Origin of the sequence: Psychrosphaera sp. F3M07, assembly GCF_018860345.1 — a bacterium.
Lineage (GTDB): Bacteria > Pseudomonadota > Gammaproteobacteria > Enterobacterales > Alteromonadaceae > Psychrosphaera > Psychrosphaera aquimarina.
This window is the reverse complement of the sequence record NZ_JAHKPJ010000021.1, coordinates 456,089-471,888: the sequence shown is the minus strand read 5'-3', so window position 1 is coordinate 471,888 and position 15,800 is coordinate 456,089. Positions and strand designations below refer to the sequence as shown.

Genomic DNA, 15,800 nt, shown 5'->3' with positions numbered 1-15,800 from the left:
CAATAATTACATTACCCCATTATGTATATTGTTAACAATAGCGGATGTTATGACAAATGAGAATAACCCTAATGTAATAACTATCAATAAATAGTATTAATTAAGCAATAACATTGATAATGACGATTGGTAATACAATTTTGCAAAAATTGTTATTAGATCGTTAAATTTCCGATAAATGGAGAGGAGTATATAAAAATATAGGTTGTATAATGAATTATCCAATTGATTTTAATAGTGTTATTTACCATGTGATTGATGTGGTAGTCGCAATTTGGATTAGCAAAATCTCTCCCATCTATACCGGTTATATGAATAATAAGTAATAATTTAAGATAAAAATATTTATTGTTAACAATTAACAAATGGTAATTTCTAAGTTACACTATTTATCCATTTGTTTGATGGCGGTCAGACCTTCATCATAATTAGAGTATATTTAATGTTTGAAAGTTGCAGTCAATCCCCTGTGTTTGTCGCTATTGGTGAGTGTATGATGGAGTTAAGTCCTGATACTCAACATACGTTAAAAAAATCATATGCAGGAGATACTTACAATGCTTTGGTTTATGCCAAACGTGTATTTCCAACTATGTTTACAAACTGGTTTAGTGCTATAGGCAATGACGAAATGAGCATGTCGATGAAAGCTCGTTGGGCCGAAGAAGGCATAGACGATACTTTTGTGATGAAAAGTACAGATCATTCAATTGGTATTTATGCCATCTCGGTAGATGATAGCGGTGAACGTAGTTTTAGTTATTGGCGTAAAAACTCTGCCGCCACCACTATGATGCAGTTTAGTACTGTTGAAGAGTATGTTGCATTGTTAAACAACGTAGATCTTGTGTTTTTTAGTGGTATCTCGTTGGGGATATTAACTAATAATGATAGAGCGAAATTAATAAAAGTACTTGGCCGTTTAAAGTCATTAGGCAAACAAATCGCATTTGATCCTAATTATCGTGCACAAATGTTTGATGGTGAACAAGACGCTAAAATATGGTTTGAACAAGCATACCGAGTATCGACTATTGCTTTACCGGGTTTAGATGAACACCAACAGGTCTATAACCATCACTCAGTTGAAGACGTCGTAAACTATTGTTATTCACTAGGTGTTGATGAAGTCATTGTAAAAGCGGGAAATAAAGGGAGTTATGGTTATCAAAATAATCAGCTAAAGGTTCATATTCCTTTTGTCCCTGCACCACAACAAATTGATACAACAGCGGCAGGGGACTCCTTTGCCGGTGTTTACTTGGCATCGAGGATCAATCAGCTGTCTATTAACCATTCGTTATTAAATGCGACTATGGTGGCATCAGAAGTAGTACAACACCAAGGTGCTATTTTACCTCAAGGTGTATTTGATCAGACGTTGATAAACAAACTTAATTTACAAAGTAGGTCTTAATATTATGAATAATAAAAAACTTAGCTCAGCCAGCTTACGTGCAATTGAACGAGGTTATGACAATAAAAACTCTGATTGGATGACCGAATTTGATATTGAAGAATTAACTGGTGATTTTGCGTTTGAACATGGTGTTATTCGTCGAGACCCAACATCTGTTATCGAAGTTGATGGTGTATATCATTGCTGGTATACCCGTGGTAGTGGCGAAACAGTTGGTTTTGGTGGAAGACCTGAAGATAAGGTATTTCCATGGGATCTAACGGAAATTTGGCATGCAACTTCAACAGATACAATTGAATGGAAAGAGCAAGGTGTTGCTATCACTCGAGGTGAGTCAGGACGCTTTGATGATAGAGCTGTGTTTACACCAGAGGTTTTACAGTTTGAAGGTAAATATTACTTAGTGTATCAGTCAGTTCAGTTCCCTTATACCAACCGCCAGATTGAACAAGTGGCATTAGCATGGGCAGACTCACCGTTTGGACCTTGGCAAAAATCAGATAAGCCAATACTTTCTCCAGCCCAAGATGGAGAGTGGCTTGGTAGTGAAGATAATCGTTTTCAGGTTAAATCAAAAGGTAGCTTTGATAGTCATAAAGTACACGATCCATGTATTTTGCCATTTAATAATAAGTTTTATTTGTATTATAAAGGTGAAACCATGGGCGAGGGCATGAACTTTGGTGGCCGAGAGATAAAACATGGTGTTGCTATCGCTGATGATATTCAAGGACCTTACGTAAAGTCTGAATATAACCCAATTTCTAACTCAGGCCATGAAGTGGTTGTTTGGATACAAAATGGTGGTGTTGCCTCATTGTTAACAACCGATGGCCCTGAAAAAAATACAATTCAATTTGCACCTGACGGAATAAATTTTGAAATTATGGCCCATATTAAAGGGGCACCAGAAGCAATAGGTTTGTTTAGAGATCCTGATGCAAAATTACCCAATCCTGGGATTCCATGGGGGTTATGCCATAAATATGATGCCAGCTGGAATTGGAACTTTATTTGTAAATTTAAAGTTCGTAAACAGGTGTTAGATGTAGGTACTTTCCAAAACACAGGTTCGTAACTCCACTTTGGTATAAATATATTGGTGATTAAGTAGCAGGTTTCTGCAAGCTTAGTCACCAATAATCATCTGATTTTTAATATTTTTTACCGTATTTTAACTATTTTCTAAATACAAAATGTATATCAGATAAATTCCTACATATTTTTCATTTATATATCAAAAATTTTCACTTTATTTATATCTTTGCCTTTACATACATTAAAACCGAGTGTAAATTGTTAACAATAAACAGTAATTAATTTTATATCATTGAGAGTGTGAGATGACCATTCGAAAAATAAAATCGATAAAAAATGCGATTTACAATATACCTTTGGCTGAAGTGTTAGCAGATGCTAAACATGGTGATCATACCCATTTTGAAGTTATTACTTGTACCATAACCACGACGGATGGATATGAAGGTACAGGTTATACCTACACAGGTGGTAAAGGTGGTCGAGCTATATTTTCACTGCTTGAAGATGAAATTAAACCTGGATTAATAGGTCAAGACGCGTCTCAAATTCAGCAGGTTTGGGACCGCATGTATTGGGGCTTACATTATGTAGGTCGCGGCGGGATAGTAAGCTTTGCTATGTCAGCTGTTGATATCGCATTGTGGGATATCAAATGTAAAGTTTTAAACAAACCTCTTTGGCAAGTTGCCGGAGGAGCTAGTAATCAAACCGCTTGTTATGCAGGTGGAATTGATCTTAATTTCTCACAACAAAAATTACTGAACAATATTCAATCTTATTTAAATCGTGGTTTTCATGCCGTCAAAATCAAAGTAGGTAAAGAAGATTACTTAGAAGATGTTGCTCGTGTAGAAGCGGTGCGTAATTTAATTGGGCCAAATATTAAATTTATGGTGGACGCTAATTATTCAATGTCTGAACAGCAAGCTATTACGTTTGCTAATGCCATCGAACATCTGGATATTACTTGGTTTGAAGAGCCAACCCTTCCTGATGAATATGAAATGTATGGACGCATTGCCAAGTCAACATCTATCCCATTAGCTATGGGTGAAAACTTACATACTTATCATGAATTTACTTACGCGTTTGCCAACTCAAATTTAGGTTTTGTACAGCCGGATGCTTCTAATATAGGTGGCATAACGGGATGGTTAGAAATTTCTGCATTAGCTAAACAACATAACATCCCAGTTTGTAGCCATGGGATGCATGAATTACATGTGTCATTGCTGTCATCTCAAGCTCATGCTGGTTATTTGGAAGTCCATTCATTTCCAATTGATGAATACACTACTACACCATTGCAACTAAAAGATGGTAAGGCATTAGCTCCAAATATTATAGGTGTTGGGGTTGAGTTTGATTCCCAACTTGTTACACCGCATTTGGTTAAGTCATCTTAATCACAATAGATCACAAATTTATTAGTATTTTTAGTAGGAATATAAACATGTTAGCAGCTCAATATATAGGTAATAAAGGTTTTCAGGTTGTAGAAGGTAGCGCACAAAAACCTGCTGAAGGCGAAGTAAGATTAAATGTTGGTTATGTAGGCATTTGTGGCACAGATATGCACATTTATCACGGTGTTATGGATCAACGTGTTTCAATTCCACAAACTATAGGCCATGAAATATCAGGGGTTGTTGCTGAAATTGGTGCAGGAGTCACAGGTTTTACAGTTGGAGAAAAAGTAGTGGTTCGTCCTCTTGATTGGTGTGGCGATTGTCCTACTTGTAATGCCGGGCACACTCATATTTGTCAAAACCTTAAATTTATGGGTATTGATACCCCTGGGGCTTTCCAATCAAGCTGGACTGTTAAAGCACGAACTTTACATAAATTACCTGCAACTGTTGACCTTAAACAAGGAGCATTGGTTGAGCCTTTATCTGTTGCTTGTCATGATGTACGTCGTTCTCGTTTGAAAGCGGGTGAAAAAGTAGTCGTACTTGGAGGCGGGCCAATTGGCCAACTTGTTGCCGCCGTAGCTAAAAGTGTGGGAGCGGAAGTATTGGTTTCTGAACCAAATGAAAGTCGTCGCGCATTTGCCGACGAATTAGGTGTGAAATCAATTAACCCAATTGAACAAGACTTAACAGCGTTTGTTGATGAATGGACAGGTACTAAAGGCGCCGACGTAGTATTTGAAGTGTCAGGTGTAAAACCTGCAATAGATGCTATGACTCAAATTGCCGGTCGTCGAGGTCGTATAGTAATGGTAGCGATACATAGCACTAAACCTGAAATTGATTTATTCCAATTTTTCTGGAAAGAACTAGAACTACTTGGTGCTCGAGTATACGAAGCAGAAGATTTTGATTGGGCAATTGAATTAATTGCTTCAGGCCAAATTGATCTTAAACCATTTATTAGCTCAGTTACTCCATTAAACGACATAGGTACGGCATTCGCTAGTATGGATGGAAATCCTGAAGGCATGAAAGCACTTGTAGAATGTAACGCAGAATAGTTTGATTTTAGAGACAAGGTTTAAGAAATGAATAATATGTTTGAAAAGTTTAGTTTAGAAGGCAAGATTGCATTAGTTACAGGTTGTAAACGCGGTATTGGCAAAGGTATTGCGTTAGGTTTAGCTGAAGCGGGCGCAGATATTATTGGTGTTTCAGCATCTTTAGAACTTGAAGGCTCAGCGGTTGAAAAAGAAGTAAAAGCATTAGGAAAAAACTTTAAAGGTTACCAATGTGATTTTTCTGACCGTGACGCGCTATATGCCTTCATCGAACAAGTCAAAACTGACTTCCCTAAAATTGATATTTTAGTTAACAATGCAGGTACTATATTACGCGCTCCTGCTGCAGAGCATGGCGATGATTTATGGGATAAAGTGATTGATGTTAACTTAAACTCACAATTTATTCTGAGCCGTGAAATTGGGAAAGAAATGGTAAGTCGTGGTTCAGGTAAAATTATATTCACAGCTTCTTTATTAACATTCCAAGGCGGTATTACTGTACCAGGTTATGCGGCAAGTAAAGGCGCAATTGGTCAATTAGTGATGGCACTTTCGAACGAGTGGGCAGGTAAAGGCGTAAACGTTAATGCCATTGCTCCGGGTTATATCGATACGGATAATACAGAAGCACTTCGTGCGGATGCAGAGCGTAATGCGGCTATTTTAGGTCGTATTCCACAAGGTCGTTGGGGTAACCCTGAAGACTTTAAAGGACCAGCTGTCTTCTTAGCTTCTGAAGCTGCTAGTTATGTTAACGGCGCTATCTTATTGGTAGACGGCGGTTGGATGGGGAGATAATCTCAATGACTACTCAAAATTATAAGTTTCAAAACAATGTTAACTTCATCAATGGTGAATATATTCCATCAAAAGTTGAAGGTAAGATTGATATTTTAAGCCCTTCAACGGGTGAAGTGATCGGTGTTATTCCTAAAGGTTGTGCAGAAGATGCGCAATTAGCTTTAGAAACGGCTGAATCAGCACAAAAAACATGGGCTAAATTAACGGCACGTACACGCCAAAGTATTTTACGTAACTTCGCGAATAAAATTCGTGAAAACAAAGATATTCTTGCGCCAATGTTAGTGGCAGAACAAGGAAAATTGTTATCAGTTGCACAAATGGAGGTAGATGTTACTGCTACTTTTATTGATTACGCTTGTGATAATGCCTTAACTATTGAAGGTGATATTCTTCCTTCGGATAACGAAGACGAAAAAATTTACATTCACAAAGTACCACGTGGTGTTGTTGTTGGGATCACAGCTTGGAATTTCCCATTGGCATTAGCTGGCCGTAAAATTGGTCCGGCGTTAATCACGGGAAATACCATTGTTTTAAAGCCAACACAAGAAACACCGTTAGCTACCACCGAATTAGGGCGTATTGCTAACGAAGCAGGTATTCCAGCGGGCGTTCTAAACGTGATTAATGGTTCTGGTTCAGTTGTTGGACAAGCCTTGTGTGAAAGTCCAATCACTAAAATGATCACCATGACTGGCTCTACTGCTGCAGGTAAGCAAATATATAAAACATCAGCTGAATACATGACACCAGTGATGTTAGAGCTAGGTGGTAAAGCGCCTATGGTTGTTATGGAAGATGCTGATTTAGATGCAGCTGTAGAAGGCGCTCTTTGGGGACGTTTTGCTAACTGTGGTCAAGTATGTACCTGTGTTGAACGCTTATATGTACAAGATAGTGTTTATGAAAAATTCATGGCCAAGTTTGTACCAGCCGTTAAAGCCCTTAGAGTTGGTGATCCTATGGATCCTGAGACACAAATGGGGCCAAAGTGTAATCAACGTGAAATTGAAAACATCGATCACATAGTACAAGAAAGTATCAAACAAGGTGCGACTGTTGCTACAGGCGGAAAAACAGCAACTGTTGAAGGTTATGAAGGCGGTTGTTGGTATGAGCCAACATTATTAGTTGACGTAGCGCAGAATAATATTGCGGTTCATGAAGAAACGTTTGGTCCGGTTTTACCAATTGTTAAAGTAAAAGATATGGATCAAGCGATTGAATACTGTAATGACAGTATTTACGGTTTAAGTGCTTATATCTACAGCCAAAACTTTTTTGATATTAATAAAGCTATCAACGAATTAGAAGTTGGTGAAGTTTATATTAACCGCGGTATGGGCGAACAGCACCAAGGTTTCCATAATGGTTGGAAGCAAAGTGGATTTGGTGGCGAAGACGGTAAATTTGGTTTAGAGCAATATTTAGAAAAGAAAACCGTTTACCTTAAAGAAACTAAGTAACATTTTTCACGTGTAATTCAATTCACCCTAATTGAATGCCTGTTGTTTGGGGGATCTTATGATCCCCCTTTTTTTATGGGCTTAGGAATGGAGTATAAAAACTTGAAAGAATTAAAAGGTAAAAATATTATTGTTACAGGCGCAACGTCGGGCATTGGCAGAGCTTTAACAGAAAAGTTACTTTCTGTAGAAGCTAATGTTGCTTTTTGTGGCCGTTCTAAAGATAAGATGAATGAGGTTTTACTTAATGTTAGCGAAGTAAAAGGACAAACGCTTTCTGATACATTTGATATTGCTGATCCTAATAATATTATTCACTTTGTAGTTAATGCTATTTCAACCTTAGGTGAGATTGATATCTTAGTTAACTGTGCGGGTCTGAATAACTCTAGAGCACAAGTAAAAGACATTAACATTAATGACCTAGAGTGGATGTTAAATATCAATTTGATTGCGCCATTTGTATTTATGCAAGAAACGTATAATAAGTCGATGAAAGAGCAGCGCGAAGGCATGATCATTAATGTTATGTCGACGGTTTGTAACTTCGCCAATGAAGGCATAGGGGCATATACGGCGTCAAAATCAGGCTTTGATGCACTAACTAAGGTGTTTAGAAAGGAAGTAAGAGAAAGTGGGGTTAAGGTTTGTTCAATTTATCCAGGTGGTGTTGATACGCCGTTTAGGGATAGTGAAAGACCACTGTATCTGCAAACATCTAGCGTTGTAAATTCGATCTTGCATATGATGGTTCAAGATGAAAATTCATGTGTTGATGAATTAGTTTTACGGCCAATAATAGAAAAGAACTATTGTTAATATTTATAAAATTCGATGAATTAATACTAAATATTATTGAAAGTGAAAAAGCTTTACAGTTAGTTTTTGACTATTCATTAATAATTCAGGTTAATAAATAACTCAAGGCTTCATATACTGAGCAAAATACTGATAACTAGAACGGTCTTGTTGTTTTTGAGCAAACCCAAGTCCAAGCTGAAGTAATTGACGGTTATAGTTATAACGCTTAATGATGAGCTTTAATTCTCTAATTGCCTTTTGAGTATTGCCAACACTGTCCAAAGCCAATATATAAAGATAAGCGAATTGTGGATTTGTATTGTCGTACCTGATGGCACTGGCAAAAGAGTTTATAGATGATTTTTTATCGCCAAGCCTGATTAAATACATGCCGTAACTGTAATGTAAATTTGCTGATTTTGGGTTGAATGTTAACCCTTTATCTAGCGTTGATTTTTCATTTTTATTATCATTTAGGTTTTTATAAACATCCGCTAAGTTTACATAGGGGACATCAAAATAAGGGTCAACGGATATTGACTTGTTAAGTGCTGAAATAGTTTGTGTCGTTTGTCCTTTATTCAAGTGAATTAAACTTTGGTTTAAGTTGCCTTCACCACGCCAACTACTTACTTCATTGGCAAATACTAATTCATCAAACGCATTTTTGAATATTACACTTTGCTCTAGCCCTAAATTGACGAGGTGAGTGGCTGAAGCTATTCGAATTGCCTTGTATTGGTCATTTAGCAAGGATTTATAATGTTTAATTCGCTCATTTAGCGGCAGTAAATGACCAACTTTAGCCATCGCTAAACGAATAAGTGGTTCGTCTGATGCGATCCATGATTGCACTTGTGAATCACTAAGTTTTGCTGTTGAGTTTGGTAGTAACATAATGGCACTGGCTCGCTTAATTTCATTTAAGCTTAGGTCGTTTATTAATTTAAAATGTAAGTCTAATGGCAAACCACCTTGATGTTGTAACTCGATAAAGAGTTGCTCTCCATCGCTTAAAATTTTGGATTTGCCGTGCCATTTTTCTAAATGAGATACAGCCCACAGATTGTCTTGATCTTGGTGGCAATTAATACAGGCATTAGGTGTATTGTAGATTGCTGATAGGTCTGGTCTTGGTATTCTAAAACTATGATCTCGTCTTGCATCGACACTCATATAAGTGGTTTCTGGCATATGACAATTGACACATTGGCCTCCTGATGAGGTAAGTGGATGTTGTGTATGTTTTTCTTGTTGATAAACCTCAGAACTGTGACATTGCAAACATAACCCATTACTTTGTGTTTTTACTTTCATTGTGTGTTTGTTATGACAATTTAAACAAGTAACCCCTTCAGCAAACATCTTGCTCTGTAAAAATGAACCGTAAACGTATACTTCTTCTTTGATCTGACCATCACTATGATAAAAAGGTTGTGAGAGTAAACTTGGTGAAAATTGATTTAAAAACTCTTGCTCAGGTTGAATACCATCAGTTAAAGGAGAACGTAAAGAATGACAAGAAAAACAGGTATCCATAAACTTACCTTTATCTCGTTTTTCTTGCTTGGTCGCTAATTTACCTTGTTGGTCTCTTAACTTTGCTACTTTTTCTCCAGGTTTAATCAACCAATTTAAAACTTGCTGATGTTGCTGGGGGGAATCGATTAAACTTGAACTGGTTTGTACGTTTACTTGTGTGTGGTCATCCATTTTTCCATGACATGACTGGCAACCAACATTAATATTATCCCACTTTGTTTCAAAGCTATTTTCGGCAATAGAGTAGTTACGCTTTAATCCATCAGAGTGGCAATCGGCACACATACCGTTCCAGTTTTGCAAGGGTTGTTGCCAGTGTAATCTGTCGTTACTTTTTATATCTTCATTGGCATAGTTTGGATACCAACGTTGACCTCCTTGTGACTCTTGCCTAGAGTCCCAAGCAAACGGAAATACTTGGAATCGACCACCTTGGGCTGGCACTAAATACTGTTGCAATGGGTAATGTCCAAAAGTGTAATTGACCGTATATGTTGTTAACTTATCTCCCTCGGTTAAATCAATTTTAAATAACTCATCTTGTATATAAAACCGAGCCTGTTGACTAAAGTGTTTGGTTGTTACGTTATTAAAATTGCCCAGAATCGTTTTTTCGTTGGCTAAATCCATCGCCTTTGCATGATCCGACTGTTGCCAGTCGTTTACTGCTGATTGATGGCAAGTGACACAGTCAACTGCGGTCACATTGGCTGCAATAGTAGTCGAAAAGCTAATTAAGAAAATTATAATGATGAAATGGGAAATACGGAAAATGGGTAACATATGGTCTTTTAACTTGTTATTAGTAATAAATTACGTGAGCTTCAATGAATAACTATATCTAAGGCAATAATAAATTGAATATACACTTATTAAGTCTTAGCCCTACAAAATCTGTTACAGATATCAATTTTGTATTTAAGCCTTAAGTTAAAGCTATCGTACTAAAAAGGTAATAAATGAATATATCATCTATTGTTGTTACTTTACGTAAAATGCCGCTTCAATCAAAGTATTTAGTTTACAATTAACAAAATTACTTTTGGTAAAACATTAATTTCATTTAAATACATTTTTAAAACGCGAAGTAACTTTAGTTATGAAACCTAGAGCTGAAAATATAGTTTCTAAAATCAAAATGCCGATATTAAATCTGGTGAATATAATTTAAATAGCAGAATAGGGGAGCTGAATTATTTTATGACCAGTGAAGCTACAACGTGAGAAATATAAATTGATAGTGTAGAGCGAACTTTTGCCCTAAAAAATATATGAAATATGTTACTGGAGTAACAATTTTTTGTAATAGCGAACCTACTAGTTAAATATAGATATTTTAGAATTTGAAATGTTGGTTGCGGTAGCAGCGTCTTTTGTAAAGAGCGAACCTACGACTTAGAGATTTAAAAATATGAAATATGAAATTGGTTGCGGGAGCAGGATTTGAACCTACGACCTTCGGGTTATGAGCCCGACGAGCTACCAGACTGCTCCATCCCGCGTCCGAATGGTTTAACTGAACAGTTAAACAAGCCACAATAGTTTTAATTCATATTGTAAGAATTGGTTGCGGGAGCAGGATTTGAACCTACGACCTTCGGGTTATGAGCCCGACGAGCTACCAGACTGCTCCATCCCGCGTCCGAATGGTTTAACTAATAAAAGTTAAACAAGCCACAATAGTTTTAATTCATATTGTAAGAATTGGTTGCGGGAGCAGGATTTGAACCTACGACCTTCGGGTTATGAGCCCGACGAGCTACCAGACTGCTCCATCCCGCGACACTATTTTTGCTATTTTATGGTCTTTGCAATTTGACCTTGTTTTTCGTTTAAGACTCTCTGTCTCAACGAGGTGCGTATAATAATGTTTAAAATTATTTATGCAAGAGATAAATTAAAAAACTGTAATAAATAGGTCTTTTACGTAAATTTGCTATAATGATGCCAAATTTACTAACTTTTGATCTTATGCCTAATTTTATAGCTCTTACATCCGCCGGAATTGAACCTCTTTTAGCCACCGAACTTACTGAGTTGGGGGCAACTGACGTAAACCATAAAATGCAGTCTGTGTATTTTACTGCCACTTTCGAGGTCGCACAAAAAATATGTTTGTGGTCTCGATTAGCAACTCGAGTGTTAAGACACGTTACAGAAGTACGCGGAAGTGAGAAAGATGACATCTATAATGGCGTCTTAGGCTTTGATTGGCACCCATACTTTACAAAATGTCGTTCTTTTTCGGTTGAGTTTGTAGGGACTGACAAAAGTATAAGAAATACACAGTTTGGTGCATTAATCGTCAAAGACGCTATCGTAGACAATTTAAGAGAAGAGTCAGGTCGTCGTCCAGATATAGATAAAGAAAACCCAGACATCAGAATTCAAGCCCGTTTGTTCAAAGGTAAATGTAAGATTTATGTAGACTTTTCTGGTCCATCTTTGCATCAGCGCGGCTTTAGAACGGAACAAGGTGCTGCACCGTTAAAAGAACATTTGGCCGCAGCCATTATAAAACGAAGTGGTTGGGATGAAAAAAGTCCATTTGTTGATATGTTTGCAGGTTCAGGCACTATTTTAATTGAAGCCGCTAATATACACATGAAGCGCGCACCGGGTTTAAATAAACGCAGTTTCCCATTTGTTAAACATCCTGAATTTAGTGTGTTTAAGTATGAAGCGTTGCGTGATGAAACTATTGCACAAGAAGTTTCAGCGTCGACCACATTCATTGGTTTTGAGATTTCAAAATACGTCGTCGATAAAGCAATGCTTAATGTAGAAAACGCGGGTTTAGAAGATGTGATCACTATTGCTCAGCAAGACGCTTCAAAAGCAACCGTGTCTAAATCATTAGAGCCAGGTTGGATTGTTTCTAATCCACCATATGGTGAACGACTTGGTGAGTCCATTGTATTGTTGTCATTATTCAAACGTTTGGGACTTAACTTTAAACAGAACTATGAAAATTGGCATGTGTCCTTATTATCTAGCCAACCTATGTTAATAAAACTATTACGCTTACAAAAAAGCAAAGAGTTTAAGTTAAAAAATGGCCAGATTGAGACGATTTTAACTAACTATCATTTAACGCCTCAGCAATGTGAATTATCTGAAAGTGCTAAAAACGGTAAATACTATTTAAGTAAAGACGGTCAAGCATTTGAAGGGCGTTTAGAAAAGAACTTAAAACGCTTAACTAAATGGGCTAAAAAAGAAAATATTGAATGTTACCGTATATACGACGCAGACATTCCTGAATACAATGTAGCGGTAGATTATTACGCGGGTAAAATTGTTGTATACGAATACCAAGCACCTAAAACGGTAAACGCTAATTTAGCGGAACAACGTTTATTAGATGTATTAAGTATTTTGCAACAAAAATTTGATTTGGACGAAAGTACGTTTGCTTTAAAAGTACGTAAATCGCAAAAAGGCAAAGATCAATATCAAAAAGAAGACAGTAAATTTCATCGATTTACCGTCAACGAGTTTAATGCTCAATTTTACGTTAATATTCATGACTACTTAGACACGGGTTTATTCTTAGATCACCGTTCAACTCGTAAAGAGTTTGCGTCTTGGTGTAATGGTAAAAGCGTACTTAATCTATTTTCTTACACTGGTAGTGTGTCAGTTCATGCTGCGTTGGCTGGTGCAAGTCGCGTGACTAGCGTAGATATGTCGAACACTTATATAGATTGGTGTGAAGATAACTTCAGATTAAATAAAATTGATACCAAGAATCATTTTTTCCAACGTGCTGATTGTTTAGATTGGTTGTCTAAGTCTCAAGATAAATTTGATTTAGTGTTTTTAGATCCACCTAGTTTTTCTAACTCAAAGAAAATGGATAGAACTTGGGATGTACAACGTGACCATGTTGAAATCATTGAACTGGTAAAACATCGTTTACATCTAGGTGGTGAAATTTTATTTTCAAACAACTTACGTAACTTTAAATTGGACTCAAGTGCCATTGAAGCGCTAGGTTTTGTGATAAAAGATATGACCAAACAAACGTTACCAGAAGATTTTCAACGTAATAGTAAAATCCATCATTGTTGGAAGTTGTCATTAAACTAGAGTTTTGTGATGCCTAAACAAGTATTTTTATATTCAACCGATGGGTGTCATTTATGTAATGACGCCCTTACTTTATGCCAATCCGTGGGGTTGTCTCCAACTATCGTAGATATTGTTGAAGATGATAATTTAGTACATTTATATGGTACATATATCCCAGTGTTATTGGTGGAACGCGAAGAACAAGGCCTGTTTTGGCCATTTGACGCAGAACAAATTAAGCAGTATTTGAAATTTTATGGAATTAGTTAGACTTTCAAAGGCACAACTTGCCTTTGGTACCAACCCAATATTAGATAAAGCCGACTTTCAATTAAATACAGGTGAACGTGTATGTATTGTTGGACGTAATGGTGCAGGGAAATCTTCTTTATTGAAGATCATTAACAAAGACTTAACGTTAGATGATGGCAAAGTACAAATTGTTAGTGACGTTATTGTTGCCAGATTAGAACAAGATCCACCTCGTGGACAACATGGTACTGTGTTTGAATTTGTCTCAGAAGGACTGCAAGAAGTTAAGCAGTTAATGGATGAATACAATGAGTTAGCAATGAAAGTTGCTGATGAACCAAACCTTATGGATAAATTAGAGCAAGTTCAAAACAAAATTGAACAAGCCCATGGTTGGACATTAGAAACAACGATCAGCCAAACACTAACAAAATTAGGTTTAGAGCCTGAACAAGACATTAATAAGTTATCAGGTGGTTGGTTAAGAAAATTAGCGCTAGCAAGAGCTTTGGTTAAACAACCCGATGTTTTACTGCTAGATGAACCTACCAACCATTTGGACATAGACGCTATTCAATGGTTAGAAACTTTCTTAAAAGAATTCACTGGCGCGATTGTATTTATTTCGCATGACAGGGCGTTTATAAGAAGTTTAGCAACACGTATTATCGATTTAGACCGTGGTAATTTAGTGTCGTTTGAAGGTACTTATGAATATTACCTTGAAGAAAAGCAACGCTTGTTAGAAGTTGAAGAGCAGCAGAATGCACTGTTTGATAAAAAGCTTGCTCAAGAAGAAGTATGGATAAGACAAGGTATAAAAGCCAGACGTACTCGTAATGAAGGCCGTGTAAGAGCATTAAAAGCATTACGTAATGAACGTGGTGCTAGAATTGATGCGCCTAAAAATGCGAAAATGTCTATTCAAGCAGGTGATAAGTCTGCCAAGAAAGTCTTTGAAACAATCAATATCTCATTTTCTATTAAATCTAGAACCCTTATTAGTGATTTTGATGCATTAGTCGCACGTGGCGATAGAATTGCCTTGGTTGGACCAAACGGGATTGGTAAATCTACCTTAATAAAACTGATGATGGGGCAAATTGAACCAGACGAAGGCATAGTTAAAATAGGTGAAAACTTAAAAGTTGCGTATTTTGATCAACACCGATTAGCACTTAATGAAGAGCAAAGTGTTCAAGATAATGTTGCTGAAGGTAAACAAGAAGTCGAATTTAATGGCGGAACTCGTCATGTATTAAGTTATCTTCAAGACTTTTTATTTCCACCTGAACGTTCAAGAACCCCAGTTAAAGCGTTATCAGGCGGTGAGAAAAACCGTTTGTTACTTGCTAAGTTATTCGTAAAACCATCAAATCTTTTGATTCTAGACGAACCGACTAATGATTTAGATGTGGAAACATTAGAATTATTAGAAGAGTTAGTTGCTAACTATGAAGGTACGGTTTTACTTGTAAGCCATGACCGTGAATTTATTGATAATACAGCCACTTCTATTTGGGCTTTTGAAGGTAATGCCATCATTAATAAAGTCGTGGGTGGTTATCAGGACTACGAAGATTATTTAAAGCGTATTGCTCCTAAACAATCTAAGTCTGTTGAAAAAACAGCAGTTGCTGATAAATCAAAAAACAAAAACGACGTTGCTCCTAACAAAACAAAGAAAAAGCTTTCATACAAGGAGTCGACAGAGTTAGAATCACTGCCAAAATTGTTAGAAGACTTAGAGTCCACACTTTCTGAAATCCAGGAAATCGTTAATTCCTCAGACTTTTTCAAACAAGATAGCGATTTTACTTCAGCCAAATTGAACCAATTAGCTGAAACTGAGTCGAAGCTCGAAGTTGCTTATTCTCGCTGGGAAGAGCTAGAACAAAAACAACAAAATTGAATTAGGTAG

The 15,800-nt window shown here is 36.8% G+C and carries 11 protein-coding genes and 3 tRNA genes; 10 read left to right on the top strand and 4 right to left on the bottom strand.

The features are described from left to right. Positions 1 to 442 precede the first annotated feature (442 nt). The 7 genes from KO505_RS12765 to KO505_RS12735 all read left to right on the top strand — a co-directional run bounded on the left by KO505_RS12765 (position 443) and on the right by KO505_RS12735 (position 8,029). A complete protein-coding gene (locus KO505_RS12765; RefSeq protein ID WP_216055828.1) occupies positions 443 to 1,417 on the top strand; it encodes a sugar kinase in 975 nt (324 codons plus the stop codon). Positions 1,418 to 1,421: 4 nt separating this feature from the next. After that, positions 1,422 to 2,498: a family 43 glycosylhydrolase gene (locus KO505_RS12760; RefSeq protein ID WP_216055827.1), complete on the top strand. Its 1,077-nt coding sequence runs from the start codon at positions 1,422 to 1,424 to the stop codon at positions 2,496 to 2,498. Between the two features lie 265 nt (positions 2,499 to 2,763). After that, on the top strand, positions 2,764 to 3,867 hold the full coding sequence (locus KO505_RS12755) for a mandelate racemase/muconate lactonizing enzyme family protein (protein WP_216055826.1): 1,104 nt from the start codon (positions 2,764 to 2,766) through the stop codon (positions 3,865 to 3,867). Positions 3,868 to 3,914: 47 nt separating this feature from the next. Continuing rightward, complete coding sequence (locus tag KO505_RS12750; RefSeq protein ID WP_216055825.1) at positions 3,915 to 4,937, top strand: zinc-binding dehydrogenase; 1,023 nt, start codon at positions 3,915 to 3,917, stop codon at positions 4,935 to 4,937. Positions 4,938 to 4,973: 36 nt separating this feature from the next. Next, a complete protein-coding gene (locus KO505_RS12745; RefSeq protein ID WP_216056004.1) occupies positions 4,974 to 5,738 on the top strand; it encodes a 2,5-didehydro-3-deoxy-L-galactonate 5-reductase in 765 nt (254 codons plus the stop codon). A gap of 5 nt (positions 5,739 to 5,743) precedes the next feature. Beyond that, entirely contained in the window at positions 5,744 to 7,210 is a 1,467-nt protein-coding gene (gene aldA / locus KO505_RS12740; protein WP_216055824.1) for an aldehyde dehydrogenase, read from the top strand. 102 nt (positions 7,211 to 7,312) lie between these two features. Then, positions 7,313 to 8,029, top strand: a complete 717-nt coding sequence (locus KO505_RS12735) for an SDR family oxidoreductase (protein WP_216055823.1) — start codon at positions 7,313 to 7,315, stop codon at positions 8,027 to 8,029. A 102-nt stretch (positions 8,030 to 8,131) separates the two neighbouring features. On the opposite strand, the gene KO505_RS12730 is transcribed toward KO505_RS12735, so the two are convergent. The 4 genes from KO505_RS12730 to KO505_RS12715 all read right to left on the bottom strand — a co-directional run bounded on the left by KO505_RS12730 (position 8,132) and on the right by KO505_RS12715 (position 11,335). Next, the gene (locus KO505_RS12730) at positions 8,132 to 10,336 is read right to left on the bottom strand and encodes a multiheme c-type cytochrome (protein WP_216055822.1); all 2,205 of its coding nucleotides are present in this window, start codon (positions 10,334 to 10,336) and stop codon (positions 8,132 to 8,134) included. A 642-nt stretch (positions 10,337 to 10,978) separates the two neighbouring features. After that, positions 10,979 to 11,055: transfer RNA gene (locus KO505_RS12725), tRNA-Met, on the bottom strand. Positions 11,056 to 11,117: 62 nt separating this feature from the next. Beyond that, a tRNA-Met gene (locus KO505_RS12720) sits at positions 11,118 to 11,194 on the bottom strand. A 64-nt stretch (positions 11,195 to 11,258) separates the two neighbouring features. Then, positions 11,259 to 11,335 (bottom strand) — tRNA-Met (locus tag KO505_RS12715). Between the two features lie 189 nt (positions 11,336 to 11,524). On the opposite strand from KO505_RS12715, the gene rlmKL reads away from it, so the two are divergent. The 3 genes from rlmKL to KO505_RS12700 are packed head-to-tail and all read left to right on the top strand — an operon-like array spanning position 11,525 to position 15,791. Continuing rightward, the gene (gene rlmKL, locus KO505_RS12710) at positions 11,525 to 13,645 is read left to right on the top strand and encodes a bifunctional 23S rRNA (guanine(2069)-N(7))-methyltransferase RlmK/23S rRNA (guanine(2445)-N(2))-methyltransferase RlmL (protein ID WP_216055821.1); all 2,121 of its coding nucleotides are present in this window, start codon (positions 11,525 to 11,527) and stop codon (positions 13,643 to 13,645) included. A 9-nt stretch (positions 13,646 to 13,654) separates the two neighbouring features. Next, positions 13,655 to 13,897 (top strand): glutaredoxin family protein, encoded by a 243-nt coding sequence (locus KO505_RS12705; protein ID WP_216055820.1) that lies wholly within the window; start codon positions 13,655 to 13,657, stop codon positions 13,895 to 13,897. Next, positions 13,884 to 15,791, top strand: a complete 1,908-nt coding sequence (locus KO505_RS12700) for an ABC transporter ATP-binding protein (protein WP_216055819.1) — start codon at positions 13,884 to 13,886, stop codon at positions 15,789 to 15,791. The genes KO505_RS12705 and KO505_RS12700 overlap by 14 nt, the downstream gene beginning before the upstream one ends. Positions 15,792 to 15,800: the final 9 nt, after the last annotated feature.

What these genes read in the sequence shown, in the direction of transcription:
- KO505_RS12765 (WP_216055828.1), top strand. Translation starts at nt 443, where the DNA reads ATGTTTGAAAGTTGCAGTCAATCCCCTGTGTTTGTCGCTATTGGTGAG.
- KO505_RS12760 (WP_216055827.1), top strand. Translation starts at nt 1,422, where the DNA reads ATGAATAATAAAAAACTTAGCTCAGCCAGCTTACGTGCAATTGAACGA.
- KO505_RS12755 (WP_216055826.1), top strand. Translation starts at nt 2,764, where the DNA reads ATGACCATTCGAAAAATAAAATCGATAAAAAATGCGATTTACAATATA.
- KO505_RS12750 (WP_216055825.1), top strand. Translation starts at nt 3,915, where the DNA reads ATGTTAGCAGCTCAATATATAGGTAATAAAGGTTTTCAGGTTGTAGAA.
- KO505_RS12745 (WP_216056004.1), top strand. Translation starts at nt 4,974, where the DNA reads ATGTTTGAAAAGTTTAGTTTAGAAGGCAAGATTGCATTAGTTACAGGT.
- aldA (WP_216055824.1), top strand. Translation starts at nt 5,744, where the DNA reads ATGACTACTCAAAATTATAAGTTTCAAAACAATGTTAACTTCATCAAT.
- KO505_RS12730 (WP_216055822.1), bottom strand. Translation starts at nt 10,336, where the DNA reads ATGTTACCCATTTTCCGTATTTCCCATTTCATCATTATAATTTTCTTA.
- rlmKL (WP_216055821.1), top strand. Translation starts at nt 11,525, where the DNA reads ATGCCTAATTTTATAGCTCTTACATCCGCCGGAATTGAACCTCTTTTA.
- KO505_RS12705 (WP_216055820.1), top strand. Translation starts at nt 13,655, where the DNA reads ATGCCTAAACAAGTATTTTTATATTCAACCGATGGGTGTCATTTATGT.
- KO505_RS12700 (WP_216055819.1), top strand. Translation starts at nt 13,884, where the DNA reads ATGGAATTAGTTAGACTTTCAAAGGCACAACTTGCCTTTGGTACCAAC.